Here is a 19,050-nt window from a genome sequence, read left to right as displayed (position 1 = left end):
TTGGATTGGTTATTTAATTTCAAATTTGGTGCTTCCTTTCGGTACCATTACGTAATCAAAAGTGTAGTACATGTGCGGTGTATCTTTGAACCATTCTGCTGAAGTATATACATCTTTGTAAACCGAAATCATTTTAATTTTAGCATAATTTCCGTTAGCAGTTTTAAGGATGATAGTTCGGGCAGGAATAGTAGTTCCATTTTTGATTTTAAGCGGATCTCCAAGCGCGTAGGCTACGTGTGCTTTCTGTGGATTGGTTCCGTCAGTTACTACTACGCCGTCAAAATCGTATAAGTACCATCCTGTTCCGTTACCAAAAGCGCCAGCATCATCGGTTCCAATTACATCGATTCCTGTTTTGAATTCAGTATCAGCCGGAATATCAACTACTTCATCAAAGGGTTTAGCTACAATGGTAATACCACCTACACCGCCAGCTTGATAACCATTGTTTTGAGAATTAGTTCCGTTGTTTCCAGATAGAAAACTCGCGTAAAGTCCGCCAAAAGCTAAGTCCCACTTTCTTGTTTTTTTATAAGAACCGTCTACAGCTTTATTTTCTTCTAAACTATAATATAATGTTGCTGCTGGAGCTGTAGGATTAGCATCAGAAGTACTTCCCTGATAGTTTTTTACATGTATCACTTTATTGAATAAAGTTGTATTAACGGGTACTTCTGTGCCAGGCTCTTCGCCATTTCCTTCTCCTTCAGCTGGTTTTTCATCAGAAGAACAAGCTGTTAGTGTAATGGCCATAAAGAAAAGGATTGCGAATCCTTGTGGTATTTTTTTTATCAGCAATTCAATTTTTTTCATAGGATTGTATTATTTGGTATTTAAATTTTTGGTTCCATCGTTTTGGACATAATATCTAAAGGTAAAATAGGGAGCGGGCCAGTTTAAATCTGTTACAGCTGGAGGATTTCCTTTATAGGCATTCACAAGCTGGAGTTTAGCAAATTTCCCGTTTGGAAGTCTTATAACATAAGTTTTATTTGGGATAGACTGCATGATATGACTGCTTAAGCTGTAATAAAACCAACCCGCAGAACTTTCAGAAGAAGCCCAGCCAATTTTGTTAATTTCACTAGTATTAAAGTCCGAATCAGCAGGAGCTTGAGTTACATTTCTATAATCTTCATTTAATAAAACCACTGCTGTATTTTGTGCAGGCCCTTCAAAACCTGGATTGTACTGGTATTTTGAATTGTTTACATAAACTTCACTATTGTAAGGCCCAGTAAAAGCAATATCCCAGTCAGTAGTTTTCATATATTGTAAAGAATCTGCTTTGGTGTGAAGCCAGATCTGTTTTTTATCGCTAAAGCGGAAAAGGAAAGTATGAAAGCTTCTTTGTTCTTTTCCATCAGTATTACCGCCCATTGAAGCACCTGTATCTCCAGCTAAATCTGTGATTACAGTACTTTTTCCATCTACAAGTGTTGCTGATATATCTTCTTCATTACTGCTGCAACCAGTAAACAATACCGCAGTTAAAAGCGGTATAAGGCAACGGCATTTTTTAATCATTCTTTTTGTTTTCATTTGTAAATATTAATGTTTAGTTATTTTATAAATCTTTAAAGAAACGGTAACTCAAACCTCCAAGAAGTATTCTTCCCGGCTGTCCCGGCATGAGTGGATCTGTATAATTGAAAATATTATCTGCCGTAAATCTGATACTGAGATGATCTTTCAATAAACGTTTTTCGAGACTAGCATTCGTCAGCCAATAATCTTTTACGAAAATGTCGTATTTGTCTATAAATTGATTTCCGTTTCGATCTCCAAAAGGATATTTTCCTCTAAAGTTTACTCGTACGCTTGCACTCATTTTCCAAGGATCGTAGCGATAAAAGATGGCAGTATTGGCCATGTGACGAGAGCGGTTTTCAATACCCCAGTAATCTTTTGGTCTAGGTTTATAGGAATTTCCAGTTGCCGGATCGTGAATATTTTGGCTGTAGGGCCATTTTCCTGCTCTGATACTATCTTTTACACTTAAATCCTGAGCAATTAAATATTGATAGCCGGCACTTATTTCTAGATTCTTTATAGGACTTAATTTTAAGCCAATTTCAAATCCTTTGTTAACAGCTTCTGGTAGATTTTGATAGGTATAAATAATTCGATTATTAGTTCCTGTGGCAACTTGGATGCTGTTGATCTGATTGGTTATTTTATGATAAAAAACATTGGCTTCAGCTTTGAATTTTTTTGAAGGTTCGACAACTATTCCAGTATTATAAGAAGTGCTTTTTTCTGCCTGAAGATTTCCAGCTGTTTGATTTAGTACATACTGTCTGATTTCGCTGATTTGCCCGTCATCCTGTAATTGCTGTAAAGTAGGAGCTAGAACAGCATTTCCAATAACAAGATAATTGCTGCTAGAATTATAAAAAACTAAGTAATTCGTTTTAAAATCAGGAGCTTTAAAACCAGTTCCAATACCTGCTTTAAGAGTTATTTTTGGTGTAATGAAATACTGTAGACCAAAACTTGGATTTAATCTTCCTCCAAAATTATTGGTATGATCATATCGTAATCCTCCAACGGCTTTTAATTTTTGAATGGGTGTCCATTCGCCTTGTAAATAAGAGAAGAAAGTTTGAAGAGAATTAACACCTGTAAGCGCATCATCATTCATGTTTTCGATGCTGCCTCCAATTCCTCCAACAAGTTGATACATATTATTATGGCTAAAGGAAAACTGTTGTTCCAAACGATGGAGTGTTTGTCTAAAAACATCCTGACTTACAGAATTGTCACTTTCCTGCCAGGCAACGCTCATATCGGCAGTATAATTGGTTAGATAATATCTGGTAATACTTCTGAAATTGCTATTAAATTTATGATCAAAGGAAAGAGATAGATTCAAATCCTGTTCATCCTGATTATCTCCCGAGATGTGACCGAGACCAAAATCTTTCTGCATAAAAGAACGGCGAAGTCCATAACGTCCACTAAAATTCAAGTAACTATTTTCATTAAGCTGATAACGTGATCTTCCTTGAAGACTGTAATTGTCATAGGGTGGAGAAGTAGTTCCCTGAATGTACTTCGAATTGGTATTAAAACCATCAGTTCTATAATAATTTGCCGCAATATTTGCAGTTCCTTTGTTATTGGAGAAAGGACTTTCGCCTTCTAAAGTTGCATCAACTATATTTAGAGATCCATAATTTAAAGAAGCTTGCAATTGCGGATCGATTACTCCGTGTCTAGTAATAATGTTAATTGTACCTCCAAGAGCTTCGCTTCCATACAAACTAGAAGAAGCACCTTTTATAATTTCAATTCGCTCGATATTTGATACGCTGATGCGAGAAAGATCAAAATTTCCGTGATTTCTTCCCACCATGGGTTGCCCATCAATTAAAACCATAATATACTCGCTTCCAAAGCCCTGCATTTGAACACCAACTGATCTTGCACCGCCACTGATATTATTTACAACTGCTATTCCAGTCTGCTCTTTCAGGATTTCATCGAGTCTACGGCTTCCCATAAGTTCAATAGTTTTACGATCGATTATGGTGACAGGCATAGCACTGTATTGCGCATTGATAAGTGTTTCGGGATTGTTTTTTGAAGTGGTTTTACTTGTTACACTTACTTCATTTAAGTCAATGCCAGCTTCCAAATCAATACGCAACGGTTTAATTTGATTTTCATTTAAGACTATTTGCTGTATGTGATTTTTAAACCCCATATTAGTCACACTTATAGTATAATTTCCATTTGGCAATTCAGAGAAGGAGAAAAAACCATTAAAATCTGAGAAGGTTGTTTTACCAGAAGGCTCTAGTGTTATTACTGCTTGTTTTATTGGGTTTCCAGAATGATATACATTTCCTCGAATCGTGTTGTTCTTTTGGGCTTGCAGCAGATTTATACATAATAAAACAAAACTTAAAACTATTTTTTTTTGACTCAGACCGTTGGTAATTTTACTTTTCATTGATTTTTTGGTTTGTCTTTATTTTAAGAATTTCCTTCTGTTTTTATTCTTATTTAGACTGTGTAAAAATAGTTATTTATGATATACTAATAGTATTTTTTTTACATATTGATTTATAACTTCATTTTTATGATTAGAAATTAATTAAAGTGTAACTTTTGATTTTGTTATTTTAATAAATGATTGTCAAATATTTATGATTTAATCCGTAATGATTTTATAAATTAAAAATTAAGAAAAATTTAACAATCTGTAATCCTTTTTCAGTTGTTAAAAAAGAAATAAATTTTAACTAAATTCTACCTATTGTAATTTCAATACTTTCCCAGTAAATCTTACTAAAAACAGGATGATGGCTTCATAAATGTGAAATAAATTTAATGGGATTATAGAGGTAAAGCATAGAAATACATTTTGAGCAGTATGCCTCTCAAATGATGATTAAAACTGTAAATCAAGAATTTTAAGTTTCTTTTCTGTTCTATATTTCTTATTTTTAGTTTATTAAATCAAAAATTCAAGGAAAGTATGAGTTTAGATATAAAACGCTTACTGTATTTTTTGTTCTTATGGTCAGTTTTATTGATTAAACCTGAAATAGTAACAGCTCAATTATTAGGCACCAGTAAAACCACAACTGAAGAACCAGCCAAAGCCCCTGAAGATTCTCTGGGCAGAAGAACACCTCAGGGAACCGTCAATGGTTTTATAAAAGCTATAGGTGATCAAAACTATCTTCGTGCAAGTCAATATTTTGTCTTAAGTAAAAGATCTTATCGTAAAACAGCAGAAAGAATTCGTATAGCAAAGACTTTTCAGCAATTATTAGATCAGGGAGGAAATTTATCGCCATCTTCTATTATAAGCAATAAAGAAACGGGACGTACAGACGATGATTTGGCAACAGGTGTTGATCATGTTGGAAGTATTACTACTAGTAAAACGTCCATTCAGCTTTATGTAGAAAATCAGTCAGATGACAGTCAGCCACCTCTATGGCTTTTCTCTGCCGAAACCGTAGAATCTATTCTTTCTGCCGATGTTTCTAAAGAAAAAACTTTTCTAGATCGCGTACTGCCTACTGTTTTGAAAGAGAAGAAGTTAGGGAATGTGCCAATCGGACATTGGACTGTTGTGGTAGTTATGACTGTTTTATCTTATTTACTTGCTAGATTGCTAGTATTTTTGATTGGTTTGTTAGTTCAAAAAACCTGGAAAAAAGCAGCTACAGAGCAAGGAACTGCCATTATAGAAGCATTGGCATTACCAGTTCATATGTATCTGACAGTGATTTTGTTTGTTGCTTTTACACAACGTATGGGAATTTCTATAATTGTGAGGCAGCGTTTTGGAATCATCATCATTACTATTGGGATTTTGGCGTTCTTAATATTGCTGTGGAGAATGACCGATTTTGTAAGTATGTATGCTAGAAGCAGAATGAGCAGAAGCGGACGTATATCTGCTATTTCTGCTATTTTATTTCTAAGCCGTACCACTAAAGCAGCAATCGTAGTCATAGGAATCATTGCTTTATTAGGAATTATTGGTGTTGATGTGACAGCAGGACTTGCTGCACTGGGAATCGGGGGTATCGCATTAGCATTAGGAGCACAAAAAACAATCGAAAATTTTGTTGGAAGTGTGAGCCTTATTGCAGATCAGCCTTTGCGAGTGGGAGATTATTGTCGAATAGATGATATTAAAGGAACAGTAGAATCGATCGGAATGCGTTCGACTACGCTTAGAACTTCAGCACGAACTATTGTAACTATTCCAAACGGACAACTATCAGCTAGTAAAATAGAAAATTATACCCATCGTGACCGTTTTATATTTAATCCGATATTTAATTTTAGAATGGAGACTTCGCCTGATCAGATGCGTTATTTGCTTGTAGAATTAAGGTCTTTGTTGTATGCTCATCCAGCCATAAACAATTCAAACCCGATAGTCCGTTTTACAGGTGTAACGGCAGATGCTTTAAAAGTTGAAATTACAGCTTATATTGAAGCGATAAATGTTGAAACTTCTCAGGAAGTTCAGGAAGATATATTATTGAGAATGATGGATATAATAGAGCAGAGTGGAACCTCTTTAGCTTATCCTTCGCAGACACTTTATATGGCTCGTCATACACCAACTTCCACAGAAAAATCAGAGGCAATTTCTGAGACCATAAAAAAATGGAAAGAAAATAACGAATTACAATTGCCTAAATTTGATCCTAAACGTGTCGAGGAGTTAAAAGATACACTTAAATATCCTGATAAAGGAAGTTTTAATACTGATCAAGAATAATTTATATCTTATAGTTGTAAAGAGAATAGTAAAACAAAATCAATAAGCGGCATTTGTCCTTGTTAGAATAATTGGATTAATCCTTTTGTGAGGAGCTGGGATTAATTTCCTTTAAACTACCAATTATTTTTGCCGCTTATTTACCAAGCTAATAAATTTTCCTCTTTCTTAAATTGTACTGATTTTTGATTCAAGACCCAAAAGTGTATTTTATTTTTCTCTGATTTCCTTAATGATGCCAAGAACCTGTTTCACTTTTGAAGTAAGTCCGTCAAAGTCTTTCTTTTCTAATATGTCTTTTGAAATCAATTGCGATCCTAAACCAACACAAGTTGCTCCTGCATGCAGCCATGAACTTAAACTTTCCACTGTTGGATAAACTCCTCCTGTCGGCATAATATTTGTCCATGGACACGGCCCTTTTATGGCTTTTATAAATTCAGGTCCGTAAGTATCAGCTGGAAATAATTTCACGATTTCACAGCCTAATTCTTCTGCTCTTGCGATTTCTGTTAATGTGCCGCATCCAGGCGACCACAATACTTTTCTGCGGTTGCAGGCTATTGCAATATCTTCCCTGAAAACAGGAGTTACAATAAAATTTGCGCCTAAACTCATATATAACGAAGCCGAAGCCGCATCTGTAATAGAACCGACTCCCAGAATCATTCCCGGAAGTTCTGCCAAAGCATATTTGTTTAAAGCTCCGAAAACTTCATGCGCAAAGTCGCCTCTGCTGGTAAACTCCATTAATCGGGAACCGCCGTCGTAGCATGCTTTCAGTACTTTTTTACTCAATTCGATATCAGAATGAAAAAATAACGGAACCATGCCGTTCTCTTTCATGGTCTGAGCCACTTCTATTCTTGAATATTTTGCCATTTTATTTTAAAATTATCTTGATACTAATGCAGAACCATCACCATCAATCCTATTTTCAACTTCTTTTAAAGTAACCAGATTATAATCTCCTGCAATGGTGTGTTTTAAACAGCAGGCTGCGACTGCAAAGTCCAGCGCTCTCTGGCTGTTATTCTGATATTCCAGTAAACCGTAGATCAAGCCGCCCATAAAAGCATCTCCGCTTCCTACGCGGTCAACCACAGGTGTTACTTCTTTTACTTTTGCGCTGTAAACTGTTTTCCCGTCATATAAAATACCGCCGATTCTCTGGTGCGAAGCACTGACAGAATAACGAAGCGTTGTTGCAGCAACTCTAAGGTTCGGAATCAATTTAAACAGTTTATCATATACCGCCGGAAGTGATTTTTCATCCTGATAATTCGGATTTACTTTAGGAATTCCAAGCATAAAATAAGCCGTATCAATATCTCCTAAAATAACACTGCTGTATTTTAACATCTCCGGCATTACTTCACTAGGCGTTTTGCCGTACTGCCAGAGTTTAGACCTGTAATTTAAGTCACATGAAATTTTAATTCCTTTTTTGTGGGCCACTTTTATTGCTTCCAAACAGGCTTCTGCAACAGTCTGTGAAATTGCAGGCGTAATACCGCTCCAGTGGAACCATTCTGCCCCTTCTAAAACTTTATCCCAGTCAACCTGTCCTTTTTCTATAGTCGACATTGCACTGTGCGCACGGTCATACACCACGTTGCTGCCGCGTGTTCCTGCACCGGTTTCCAGAAAATAGATTCCTAAACGTTCTCCTCCGTAAACAATGTTTTTGGATTCGACATTCATTTTTCTGATTTCTTTCAATGCAGAAAAACCAATCTCATTTTCAGGCAGTCTTGTAACAAATTCAGCATTAACGCCATAATTAGCCAGAGAAACACATACGTTAAATTCTCCGCCTCCATACGTAGCACCAAATACTGTGGATTGCGAAAAACGCAGATGTCTTTCTGTCGATAAACGAAGCATGATTTCTCCAAATGCAACTACTTTGCTCATATTTTTATTTTTTTCTACAGGCTAAAAAACCTTTGCAACTTTGTCACTCTGTTACTTTGAACCTTTTTTTAACTAATACATCATTTTCTGCTTTAAATTTTGTTCGGTTTTAAATTCTCCCGAATCATCAATTTTATTATTGCTGTTTACTTGTTCTTTTTCTCCCCATAAAACAGCAATTGTTTTTACAGCATTGTTGCTAAAGATGTTATTTGATATTGTAACATTTACAATCCCTTGTAATTTTAATAACGTCCCGCTTGCTTCTAATTTTCCAGAATTGATAACAGAATTATTGTCAAAAACTAAATTGCCTCCAATAGTAGATTCATCATAACCACCTCTATAATAATCTAATATATAATTAGAAATAGTACTGAATTTAGTATTGGTAATCAGTAAAAACTCGGCATTATATTCTCCTAAATCATCATTTTCTGCTGTTAGACTAATTCCGTTCTTGCAATCTTTTATTATAGAATTGTTGATAGCAATTGTGTCTGAAAAGGAATCTTTATAAGCTTTTAAAACATAATCAAACTGACTTATTTCGCTGTTTTCTATTTTTAGGTTATAAGCCGAAGACATTTCCTTTTCTTTGGTAGTAAATGCATTTTGAGTATTTTTTCCTTTAAGAATTACTGCATTCAGCACTAAGTTTCCTTTTGGTAACATTAAGAAAGCGGCAGTATTGTTTGCTCCATTATATTCCAAAATGGCTTTGCTTTTTTTGTCTCTTGATTGAATTGCAATTGTTTTATCAATTTTCAGAGATTCGGTTATTTTATAAGTTCCACTTTTTAGTTCAATAATGGTATTTGAAGAAGCTTCGGAAAGGGCTTTGACGAATTCTTTCTGCGTAGAGACTTGAACCGTTTTTGGTGTTGTTATCTGTGTATCATTAGAAAACCAGCTTGTTCCGAAGTCCTTTTTGTTAATCTGTCCTTTGTTTTTATCTACAGGAAAAACCATTGCTCCAATTGAGTTTTTAGTACTTCTGTCATTTCCAAATACATCTTTTGCTATATTTTCAAAATCAAAACCATTATAAACGTCTGTTTGATTTGCTGTTGGAACATATAACCAGTCAGATTGTTTGTTTAGAGTGAAGTCGCTTCTTTGTAATTCTTTTGTTTCTGATTTGCTTTCGTAATCCGTGTTTATAATGTTTTTTTTAAATAAAATGCCATCAATCTTATCATAAGCTTTTATCGGCGCCTTAACATCTCCAGAATTATAAATTAAATTGTTAGCTATAATAGTACGTGTTGGCCTTGCCGAACGAATTTCCTGCGCTGGTAAAACAGCTGATTTATCCATGTTAGCACCTACACTCAATTGCCAAGGAGTGCCGCAATCTACAAAAGTGTTATAAGCTACAACAGCATCAGTAACTTGATTATAGCGATTTTGAGGAGATTTTGGAACTCCATTCATAACCGCTAATGCACTGCGGAATTCATTTCCTTTTATTTTATAAAAATAATTATTGGTAATCCAATGTCCTGTATTAATTAGACGAATACCGCCCATAAAATCAGAATTCTCATCTCCAATAAATATATTACTATCAATGGTACAGTAGTTTCCATGTCGCAAAACCAAAGAGCCTTCAGATTTATAAAAGATATTATCACGGTAAATATTATTGTTTGATTTATTAGAGATGATTTCAACTTCGCCATCACATCGTTCAAATAAATTATGTTCAACAATAGTGTAAGAAGGTGCCATTGAAGTGCCACTGTCTCCAATTTGAATAGTTTCGCCATGCGGCCCTCCTTTTCGTGGACGAGGCCCAAAATGGTTATTAACGATTTTATGATAATTGTTAATCTGTTCATTTCCCTCTAAAATGACCATAATTGTTGGCCCTTGATTCGATTTGCCAGATAAGTAAGAATTTGATAGTTCGTTATGTCTTCCCCAAAATTCGATCCAATGATCTGAACGGACACGGTTTAATTGGGTAAAGTCTTCAATTACACAATCAGTAACGGTACAGTTATTTGCAATTTTACTTGAATCAATATGAAAATCGATTACAGATTTTGATGGTGTATAACCGTTACGAAAGTACAGCCCTCTTATAACTAAATATGAGCCTCCAATTTTTAAATCGGATACCCCTTCAATGCTTACTTTTCCAGAAGTTTCAGCTCTTAGTGTTATAGGATTGTCTTTAGTTCCTTTGCTGTCAAATTTAATTTGAATATTTTTCCATGTACCATTCGATAAAATTATTTCGTCTCCAGGTTTTGCACTTGATATGGCTGTTTTTAATTCTGCTTCGTTTTTTACTTTTATAATGTCTTTACCGGTCGCCACAAAAGAGAATAGCAAAAAGACCAGATTAAGCGCTAAAAAATTCTTCATCAATTTTATTATTTGGTTATTAAAAAGTATAAATTTCTGGTACTTCAACTATAAAAATAATAATTGGTTAACCAGTTTGGAAATCCAAATATAAGTAATTTTTCTTATTCAAAACATAAATAAGTATAATTTAGAGAAATTTTTGTTCTAATTTCTTGATAAAAGATTAAGAAGTTTAATAGAGGTCTCTTAAACTCCTTTTTAAAATAAATGAGATTAGTTCTTTTTTTGTTTTTCTTTTTTATTTAATGAAAACCCACTAAGCCTTTATTTTACTTCATTCTTTGTTTGTAATTATGAATCTGATAAAAACGAATTTTATTTTTATTTCAATTTTTTTTATCAAAAATGTAATTTATTCATATTAAAGTTGTTATTTTGGTTTAACCAAATTGGATTACCAATTTAAAAAACCAATTAATTAACCTTTTTAAAAACAATTTCTATGAAAAGAAAAACATTTAAAAAATTACATTCCTTTTTTTTAAAATCGAATAGAATTAGTGGATTTTTATTCGTTTGTCTCATTCTTTTAACGGCCTGTACTAATGAAGAATTACAAAAAGGAGAAAACGAAGCTGCAGCAAATGAAGCACCAAAGACGACTGGTACAACTATGAAATTAGTGACAACCAAACTAACTCCTGCATCAGTTTCTGACAATGGCAACGATGGAAATGTTGCCGCTAATACATTAGATGGTAACTTAAGCACACGCTGGTCTTCGGATGGCAGTACAGGAAAGTATATTACCTATGATTTAGGATCTTCTAAATCTATTTCCAGTCTTAAAATAGCGTGGCATCAAGGAGATCAAAGAAAATCGTATTTTCAAATTCGCGTTGGCGATTCAACAGGCAGTCTTACTACTGTTTATGATGCAAAAACAACAGGAAGCAGCGGTACTACAACAGCTTTAGAAACTTATACTTTATCATCTCCAGTTACAGCTAGATATGTTAGAATTTCTTGTTTTGGAAATTCATTGACGACTTGGAACAGCATTGCAGAGACAGAGATTTACAGTACTGTAGATGATGGATTACCAGATACGTACCCAACTTCGGTAATTGGCATTACGGCAAATACATGGAAGATTAATAGTTTTACTGGAACTCCGGGTTCTTCTGCGGTTTATTATGACGATATTACAACAGCAAGCGGTGTATCTTATAATACGTATAATGATCCTAATTATTTCTACACAGATGGAACTTGGACTTATTTTAAATGTTACAGAGGACTTGGTACTTCATCAAATTCTTCAAACCCTAGAGTGGAATTAAGAGAATTGAATAATGGAAGTTCAGCAAGCTGGGACGGTTCAGTAGGAACTCATACCATGACTTGGACGGTTAAAGTAGATAAGCTGCCAAAAGGAGAAAATGGAACTACTGGAGTTTTATGCTTTGGTCAAATACATGGCCCTTCTACAAATAGCAGTGGCGTAGCAGTAGATGATATTATACGTGTGCAATTTGACGGAGCTGCCAATCAATCAACTGGTACAGTTAAATTAAAAATCAGTGGCTATATTACTGAAAAAGTTTTGGGTGGAAGTAAATCTTTTACCGGATATTCATTGGGTACGAGTTATACTTTTGCAATAAAATATACTGGCGGAAAAGTGTATTTGTATAACGGATCAACTTTAGTTTTTTCTCAGCAAATGGACACAAGTACAGAAGGAAATTACTTTAAAGCTGGAAACTATTTGCAGTCTGTAAAAAATGTCAGCTATGATGGTTCTTATGGTTTGGTTGGAATCAGTAGCCTAACAGTTTCTCATCAATAATTTAGGTTGGTTTTTTTAAAAGTGGCTGTCTCAAAAGGACAGCTTCTTTTTTATATTTTATTTAAAGTAGTTTTTGATCTTAAATTAAAGTTAGATACAAAAAAAGTATGCTTTTTATTTTTTTATTATGCATTTAATTCTATATTTGGAAAACCAAATTGGTAAACCAGTTTTGAGGTAAACATTTTTTGATTGAAATTATGATTATTGTTTTCTGAATTGGTTTTAAAATTAAGTGATTACAAAAATTAAATAGTTTAGTGCTGAACAAAAAACAAAAAATCTGTTATTGACTAACTGAAAAAAAGATGATAATACATTTCATGAAAAATAAAGTCTTGATACTACTTGCTTTTACAATACTGTTATTAGTATCTGAAAATGCAATTGCTCAGTCGCATCCTAGATTAGTTTTGACTAAAAAAGGTGTACCTGAAATCAAGGCAAATTTGGGTAAAGCGCCACTTTTTGATTCTTCATTACTGGAAGTGAAAAAAGAAGTCGATGCAGAAATTGCGTTAGGAATTGAGGTTCCTATTCCTAAAGATTTTTCTGGAGGTTATACACATGAGCGCCACAAAAAGAATTTTTTAATCGTGCAGAAAGCCGGTTTTTTATATCAGATTTTAGGAGATAAAAAGTATGCGGTCTATGTAAAAGAAATGTTGATGGCTTATGCTAAATTATATCCTACACTGCCTTTGCATCCGCAGGAACGTTCTTATGCAAGAGGGAAATTATTTTGGCAGGCACTCAATGATGCTAATTGGCTTGTATACACAAGTCAGGCTTATGACTGTGTTTATGATTTCATTGGTGCGGCCGACAGAGCTATTTTGGAAAAAGAATTATTCAGACCATTTGCTGACTTTATTTCGATAGGTTCTCCACAGTTTTTTAATCGAGTTCATAATCATAGCACATGGGGAAATGTGGCTGTTGGAATGATAGCTTTGGTAATGGATGATGCAGAGTTACTGGACAGGGCTTTGAATGGTTTAAAAGAAGATGGTTTACCCGCAGGTATGAAAGATAATGATGGAGGTTTGATTAAACAGGAGGGTCAGAAAACTGGATTTTTAGCCAATGTTGATGAGCCTTTTTCTCTAGACGGTTATTACAATGAAGGCCCTTATTATCAGAGATATGCGATGTATCCTTTTTTGGTTTTCGCAGAAGCATTGCAAAATACTAAACCAGATTTAAAAATTTTTGAATATAAAAAAGGAATTTTGATTAAGTCGGTGTATGCATTATTAAATCTAACCAATTCTGAAGGAGAGTTTTTTCCACTCAACGACGGACAAAAAGGAATGTCTTATTATTCAAGAGAATTGGTTTCGTCAGTTGATATTGCTTATTTATATGGAGGAAAAGATGCTTCTTTATTGTCTATTGCCGAAAAGCAAGGACGTGTTCAATTGGATAATGCTGGAATGGCGGTGGCTTTAGCAGTTAAAAAGAAATTGGCTAAACCTTTTATTAAAAAGTCAATTGATTTGTCTGACGGCCAAGATGGCAACCAAGGAGGTGTGGCTGTTATTAGAAACAAATCTAAGGATGATGAATTGACTTTGGTAATGAAATACACTTCTCAAGGTTCCAGCCATGGACATTTTGACAAACTATCTTTTTCTTATTATAACAATGATTCTGAAATTTTGCAGGATTATGGATTGGCAAGATTTGTAAATATTGAGCAAAAAGGCGGTGGAAATTATTTGAAAGAAAATGAGACCTGGGCAAAACAGACTATTGCCCACAATACTATTATACAAAATGAAACCTCAAATTTTAAAGGAGATTTTGAAATAGGAGATAAATTTTCATCCAAAAGATATTTCTTCGATTCGAGTAATCCTAAAATTCAAATTATAAGCGCAATTGAAGATAATGCATATCCCAATACAAAAATGCACCGCACAATGGCCTTGCTTGAGATTGATGGCTATGAAAAGCCTTTATTGCTGGATATTTTTCAAGTGAAGTCCAATACGCCTAATCAATACGATCTGCCTTTTTATTATTTAGGACAAATGATGACTGCCAGTTTTAAGTATGAAACTCCAAAAACATTAGAATCATTAGGCAGGTCTTTTGGATATCAACATTTGTGGAAAGAAGGGTTTGGAAAAGCTGGAGATGAAAACATCAAATTTTCATGGTTGGATCATGGAAGTTTTTACACATTAACTTCAGTGACACAGCAAGATGACGAATTATTATTAGTAAGCTTGGGTGCTAATGATCCTAATTTTAATTTGCGTAGAGATGCAGGATTAATTATTCGAAAGAAAAATGTTCAACAGACGTCATATATTAATGTTATAGAAACACATGGCAGTTATAGTACCGTTACAGAAGCCGCTATAAACGCTTCAAGCTCCATAATAACAGTGGAAAAAGTTTATGAAGATGAAAACTATATTGGAGTTTCTATCAAAAACAAAAACGGGACTTCTTTCTTGTTTGTTTTTGCTACAGCAAATAATTCAGTATCAAAGAAACATACCTTGGAAATTAAAGGAACGACCTATTCTTGGGTTGGAACCTATTTTAGTAAAGTAATTAAATAAAAAAACAATATGAAAAGTTTTGGAGCAAGCAAGGAATTTTTAATAGGAGACGAAATAGAGTGGGAGATTGTTGGCGATGGTGTAAAGCGCAAGATAATGGGATACGATGACACTATTATGTTAGTCAATGTAGATTTTAAAAAAGGAAGCATCGGGCCTTTACATGAACATTATCATGCACAAGTAACCTATGTGGTTAGTGGCGAATTTGAAGTAACGATTGGCGAGGAGAAAAAAAATCTGAAAGGTGGAGACTGTTTTTATATTCCGCCACATGTATGGCATGGCGCTCTATGTCTGGCCGATGGAGTATTAATTGATGTATTTAGTCCTATACGTGAGGATTTTATGAAAGTTTAATTGATTTGTAAAATATAATATTTTAAAAATAGATTAGGTAAATTATTCAATAAAAAAAGCTGTCATTTGTTTTTTTATTAAGATAAAATAGTATTTTTGAATAATAAAAATTGGTTTACCAATTTAAAAAACCAGATTATCTTATCGATATTATTGAGTCTTGCAGTAAAGGCAGATTTTAAAAGTTAAGGTAATTTCTGTTTCAAAAGATTGCAGATAAAATCTTTACCATTAATTAATTTTATAATAGAACTAAAATGAATTTACAATTTTCAAAAATTTTGCTCTTTATTTCTTTGGCATTTATAACGATTAGTTATGGTCAGGATCAAAAAAACAAGAGAAATGTGGCTAATATTGATTTATCTCATTGGACGTTAACGACTCCAGCTGAAGATCCAAAGAAACCCGGAAAAACATTTGATTTAAATTATCCGGAGATATTTGATTTTGCTTCAAATGATATTGCCAAAAAATATATGTATGAGGATCCAAAAGACAAATCGATTGTTTTTTATGCTTATCCATCTGGTACTTCAACTGCCAATAGTCATTTTTCAAGATCAGAATTAAGAGAAACAATTGAAATTGGCAGTAAAAATGTAAACTGGACTTTTGCCCAAGGTGGCTATTTCAAAGGAACATACGCCATAGAAGATGTTTCAAAGGAAGCTGACGGAAAATACAGCAGAGTGATTATCGCTCAGATTCATGGAATATTAACAGACAGCCAGCAAGCTTTAATCGGTCAGAAAGATAAAAATGCGGCACCGATTTTGAAAATCTTCTGGGATCAGGGAAAAATAAGAGTAAAAACTAAGGTACTTAAAAATCAAAATGCATCCTTAAAAGAGATGCTTCCTGCAGAGGCTTGGACTGATGATAAAGGAAGAGATTTTAAAGAAAAAATAGATTTCAATACTAAATTCACTCTAGAGATTAAAGTATCTGACGGAAGATTAGAAGTAATTATGAATGGTTCTGAATCATTTGTTTACGAAGATATTAATATTAAAAAATGGGGCGTTTTTGAGAATTATTTCAAAGCGGGAAATTATTTCCAATCTACTAATCCAAATACATTTGCTAAAGTTAAAATCTATGACCTTCAAGTATCTCACTAAGAGATGGATAATAGGTTTGTCTAAGTGTAGATAGATTGATTTTTCACTTAGTTATTTTATCGCCAATTAAAAAAAATAAACAATTCATCATGCTAAAAACATTGATGCAGGAAGTTCTATATTCTTTTTGAAGAGATTTTAGAACCTAAAAAAACAAATTATAATGAAAGTAAAAGGACTTAGATGGTTTATTATTGGGTTGATATTTTTAGCCACGGTTATCAATTACATTGATAGAAGTGCGCTTGCCATAATGTGGGGCAACGAAAATGTCGAAGGTTCTATTTCAAAATCTTTAGGGCTTAACAAAAATGATTATGGTAATATCCTGAACATTTTTATGGTTTTTTATGCATTAGGACAATTGTTTTCGGGAAAACTGTTTGATAAAGTCGGAACTCGAATTGGTTATGTAATCAGTATTGGGGTTTGGGGATTATCTTCTTTTCTTCATTCTACCGTAAGAGGTTTTTTATCCATCGCCTTTTTCAGAAGTACTTTAGGGATTTCTGAGGCAGGAAATTGGCCCGGCGGCGTAAAAAGCAATGCCGAATGGTTTCCAATCAAAGAAAGAGCCATTGCACAAGGTTTATTCAATGCAGGAGCATCTATTGGATCTGTAATTGCACCGCCTTTTATTGCGGCGCTTTTTGTAAGCTATGGATGGAGAATCACATTTATGATAATAGGTTCTTTCGGGATTCTATGGATTGTACCTTGGCTTTTTGTGAATAAAGCTGGCCCAAAAAAGCATCCTTGGATTACTCAGGAGGAACAAAAATATATAATTGAGGGGCAGAGCAAAGCGGATCAAAGTGCTACTGAGCACACGAAAGGTCTAAGTTTAAAAGAAATTCTTTCTTACAGAGAATCTTGGGCTATAGTTGTTGGACGTTTATTTCTTGAGCCTATTTGGTGGTTTTTTGTTGGATGGATGCCGATTTATCTTTTTGATGTATATGGATTTAATGTTAAAGAAGTGGGAGCTTTTGCTTGGGTGCCTTATGTTGGTGCTGCCATAGGAAGTATTGCTGGAGGCTATGTTTCTGGACAGATTATATCTAAAACAAATTCAATCAATAAAGGAAGAAAAACAACCATTTTAATAGGTGGCATCATTATGCTTTTTGGATTAGTGGCCTCAGTATTTTTTGCTACGTCGCCTGAACGTTTTGTAGCCATTGTTTTTGTGGTATTGTTTGGTTTTCAGTTTGCTATTGGAAATGTGCAGACTTTGCCAAGTGACCTGTTTAGTGGAAAATCTGTTGGGTCATTGGCTGGATTAGGCGGAATGGTAGGCGTATTTTCTGTAATTATTATGAATTTTCTAGTGCCCTTAATTGCCGAAATATCATATACACCAATTTTTATTGCTATTGCGGTTTTTGTTCCATTAGGAGTAGGCGCAATCTATTATTTCGCTAGAAATATTGAATCTGTAGAAAAATAAACAAAATATAAACTTAAAAATAAATTAGAATTAAGATGAGTAAATTAAAAGGTAAAGTAGCTGTTGTAACAGGCGGCGCCAGAGATATTGGTCGCGCTGTATCATTAAAATTAGCAAAGGAAGGTGCTAATGTTGTTATTAATTATTTTGATAATGAAGATGATGCTAAAGAGACAATTAGACTAATTGAAGAAATGGGAGGAAAGGGAATTTATGTTCAAGGTGACGCTACAAGTTTGACAGATATTTCTAATCTTGTGGAGAAGACTAAAACTGCATTTGGTGAGAAAGTTGATATTTTAGTTAATGTTGCCGGAGGTTTATTTGCTCGTAAAACAATTGATGAAATAGATGTCGATTTTTATAATCTTATTATGGATGTAAACTTCAAATCGGCTGTGTTTGTAACTAAAGCTTTTGTTCCTTTAATGGGCGAGGGTAGTGCAATTGTAAATTTTGCGTCACAGGCTGGAAGAGATGGCGGCGGGCCAGGAGCATTTTTATATGCGGCTTCAAAAGGAGCAGTTTCTACTTTTACAAGAGGATTGGCTAAAGAATTAGGGCCAAAAGGAATTCGTGTAAATGCAATTAATCCAGGTATGATTGCAACAAGATTTCATGATGATTTTACAAAAGACCAAGTACGCGTAAATGTTGCAAATGCGACAGCTTTACGCCGTGAGGGACGTGCTGATGAAGTAGCCGATTTAGTAGCTTATTTAGCTTCTGAAGAATCGTCATTTTTATCTGGAAATAATATTGATATTAATGGAGGATTAGCCTTTAGCTAAAATAAAATACCAAAAAGAGTAAAAAGGCTGTCCTATTTTGGACAGCCTTTTTTTTGTAAGCTTCAGAGAAAAGCAAAATCTTTATAGCAAGATGTGTACAATAGAAAGCTGAAATGGAGTAACGTTTTTTTAAACATACTAAATATATTTCGCTACATTGTTGCTTTTTTATTGGTCTCAAAAAATATTCTAAAACTATTTACTTTAAAGTATTTCGATTTTAGCTTCTAAAAAAGTTTTTAACCACAAATTGCACAAATTCCCACAAATTAATCTGCGAAAATTTGTGCAATTTGTGGTTAAAATTAAGTTTCGAAACTTGAAGACTTTCAATCTGTCAGCTATACTATTGACTTTAAGTTCATAAGTGGTTTATTTGCTCGAATTGATATTTTTAAA

Annotated in this window: 13 protein-coding genes; 7 read left to right on the top strand and 6 right to left on the bottom strand. The window is 34.0% G+C overall.

Annotated elements, in window-relative coordinates; genetic code table 11:
- Window positions 1-9: 9 nt before the first annotated feature.
- Genes P2W65_RS18875 through P2W65_RS18865 form a run of 3 tightly spaced genes read right to left on the bottom strand, consistent with a single transcriptional unit; the run spans window position 10 to window position 3,961 of the window.
- On the bottom strand, window positions 10-816 hold the full coding sequence (locus P2W65_RS18875; RefSeq protein WP_289659987.1) for an HmuY family protein: 807 nt from the start codon (window positions 814-816) through the stop codon (window positions 10-12).
- A gap of 9 nt (window positions 817-825) precedes the next feature.
- Complete coding sequence (locus tag P2W65_RS18870) at window positions 826-1,545, bottom strand: HmuY family protein (protein WP_289659985.1); 720 nt, start codon at window positions 1,543-1,545, stop codon at window positions 826-828.
- Between the two features lie 25 nt (window positions 1,546-1,570).
- Window positions 1,571-3,961, bottom strand: coding sequence for a TonB-dependent receptor (locus P2W65_RS18865; protein ID WP_289659982.1), 2,391 nt, complete (start codon window positions 3,959-3,961; stop codon window positions 1,571-1,573).
- A gap of 528 nt (window positions 3,962-4,489) precedes the next feature.
- Here P2W65_RS18865 and P2W65_RS18860 point away from each other — a divergent pair.
- Window positions 4,490-6,262 (top strand): mechanosensitive ion channel family protein, encoded by a 1,773-nt coding sequence (locus P2W65_RS18860; RefSeq protein ID WP_289659981.1) that lies wholly within the window; start codon window positions 4,490-4,492, stop codon window positions 6,260-6,262.
- A gap of 210 nt (window positions 6,263-6,472) precedes the next feature.
- Here the strand turns inward: P2W65_RS18860 and P2W65_RS18855 are convergent, their stop codons facing one another.
- The 3 genes from P2W65_RS18855 to P2W65_RS18845 all read right to left on the bottom strand — a co-directional run bounded on the left by P2W65_RS18855 (window position 6,473) and on the right by P2W65_RS18845 (window position 10,555).
- The gene (locus P2W65_RS18855; protein ID WP_289659980.1) at window positions 6,473-7,144 is read right to left on the bottom strand and encodes a bifunctional 4-hydroxy-2-oxoglutarate aldolase/2-dehydro-3-deoxy-phosphogluconate aldolase; all 672 of its coding nucleotides are present in this window, start codon (window positions 7,142-7,144) and stop codon (window positions 6,473-6,475) included.
- Window positions 7,145-7,156: 12 nt separating this feature from the next.
- Window positions 7,157-8,179, bottom strand: coding sequence for a sugar kinase (locus P2W65_RS18850; protein WP_289659979.1), 1,023 nt, complete (start codon window positions 8,177-8,179; stop codon window positions 7,157-7,159).
- A gap of 72 nt (window positions 8,180-8,251) precedes the next feature.
- A complete protein-coding gene (locus tag P2W65_RS18845; RefSeq protein WP_289659978.1) occupies window positions 8,252-10,555 on the bottom strand; it encodes a chondroitinase-B domain-containing protein in 2,304 nt (767 codons plus the stop codon).
- A 445-nt stretch (window positions 10,556-11,000) separates the two neighbouring features.
- Here P2W65_RS18845 and P2W65_RS18840 point away from each other — a divergent pair, with 445 nt between their 5' ends.
- From P2W65_RS18840 to P2W65_RS18815, 6 genes are all read left to right on the top strand, one after another.
- Window positions 11,001-12,350, top strand: a complete 1,350-nt coding sequence (locus tag P2W65_RS18840) for a polysaccharide lyase family 7 protein (RefSeq protein ID WP_289659977.1) — start codon at window positions 11,001-11,003, stop codon at window positions 12,348-12,350.
- A 323-nt stretch (window positions 12,351-12,673) separates the two neighbouring features.
- On the top strand, window positions 12,674-14,926 hold the full coding sequence (locus P2W65_RS18835) for a heparinase II/III domain-containing protein (RefSeq protein WP_289659976.1): 2,253 nt from the start codon (window positions 12,674-12,676) through the stop codon (window positions 14,924-14,926).
- 9 nt (window positions 14,927-14,935) lie between these two features.
- Window positions 14,936-15,286: a cupin domain-containing protein gene (locus tag P2W65_RS18830; RefSeq protein ID WP_289659975.1), complete on the top strand. Its 351-nt coding sequence runs from the start codon at window positions 14,936-14,938 to the stop codon at window positions 15,284-15,286.
- 257 nt (window positions 15,287-15,543) lie between these two features.
- Window positions 15,544-16,410, top strand: a complete 867-nt coding sequence (locus P2W65_RS18825) for a polysaccharide lyase family 7 protein (protein WP_289659974.1) — start codon at window positions 15,544-15,546, stop codon at window positions 16,408-16,410.
- 163 nt (window positions 16,411-16,573) lie between these two features.
- Window positions 16,574-17,860, top strand: coding sequence for an MFS transporter (locus tag P2W65_RS18820; RefSeq protein ID WP_289659973.1), 1,287 nt, complete (start codon window positions 16,574-16,576; stop codon window positions 17,858-17,860).
- A gap of 35 nt (window positions 17,861-17,895) precedes the next feature.
- On the top strand, window positions 17,896-18,651 hold the full coding sequence (locus tag P2W65_RS18815; RefSeq protein ID WP_179006144.1) for an SDR family NAD(P)-dependent oxidoreductase: 756 nt from the start codon (window positions 17,896-17,898) through the stop codon (window positions 18,649-18,651).
- The last annotated feature ends 399 nt before the right edge of the window (window positions 18,652-19,050 follow it).

The organism is Flavobacterium panacagri (genome assembly GCF_030378165.1).
GTDB lineage: Bacteria > Bacteroidota > Bacteroidia > Flavobacteriales > Flavobacteriaceae > Flavobacterium > Flavobacterium panacagri.
This window is presented reverse-complemented; position numbering and strand designations above follow the sequence as displayed.

Bases quoted from the DNA above. Each gene is read 5' to 3' on its own strand.
- P2W65_RS18875 (WP_289659987.1), bottom strand. From the start codon at position 816: ATGAAAAAAATTGAATTGCTGATAAAAAAAATACCACAAGGATTCGCA.
- P2W65_RS18870 (WP_289659985.1), bottom strand. From the start codon at position 1,545: ATGAAAACAAAAAGAATGATTAAAAAATGCCGTTGCCTTATACCGCTT.
- P2W65_RS18865 (WP_289659982.1), bottom strand. From the start codon at position 3,961: ATGAAAAGTAAAATTACCAACGGTCTGAGTCAAAAAAAAATAGTTTTA.
- P2W65_RS18860 (WP_289659981.1), top strand. From the start codon at position 4,490: ATGAGTTTAGATATAAAACGCTTACTGTATTTTTTGTTCTTATGGTCA.
- P2W65_RS18855 (WP_289659980.1), bottom strand. From the start codon at position 7,144: ATGGCAAAATATTCAAGAATAGAAGTGGCTCAGACCATGAAAGAGAAC.
- P2W65_RS18850 (WP_289659979.1), bottom strand. From the start codon at position 8,179: ATGAGCAAAGTAGTTGCATTTGGAGAAATCATGCTTCGTTTATCGACA.
- P2W65_RS18845 (WP_289659978.1), bottom strand. From the start codon at position 10,555: ATGAAGAATTTTTTAGCGCTTAATCTGGTCTTTTTGCTATTCTCTTTT.
- P2W65_RS18840 (WP_289659977.1), top strand. From the start codon at position 11,001: ATGAAAAGAAAAACATTTAAAAAATTACATTCCTTTTTTTTAAAATCG.
- P2W65_RS18835 (WP_289659976.1), top strand. From the start codon at position 12,674: ATGAAAAATAAAGTCTTGATACTACTTGCTTTTACAATACTGTTATTA.
- P2W65_RS18830 (WP_289659975.1), top strand. From the start codon at position 14,936: ATGAAAAGTTTTGGAGCAAGCAAGGAATTTTTAATAGGAGACGAAATA.
- P2W65_RS18825 (WP_289659974.1), top strand. From the start codon at position 15,544: ATGAATTTACAATTTTCAAAAATTTTGCTCTTTATTTCTTTGGCATTT.
- P2W65_RS18820 (WP_289659973.1), top strand. From the start codon at position 16,574: ATGAAAGTAAAAGGACTTAGATGGTTTATTATTGGGTTGATATTTTTA.
- P2W65_RS18815 (WP_179006144.1), top strand. From the start codon at position 17,896: ATGAGTAAATTAAAAGGTAAAGTAGCTGTTGTAACAGGCGGCGCCAGA.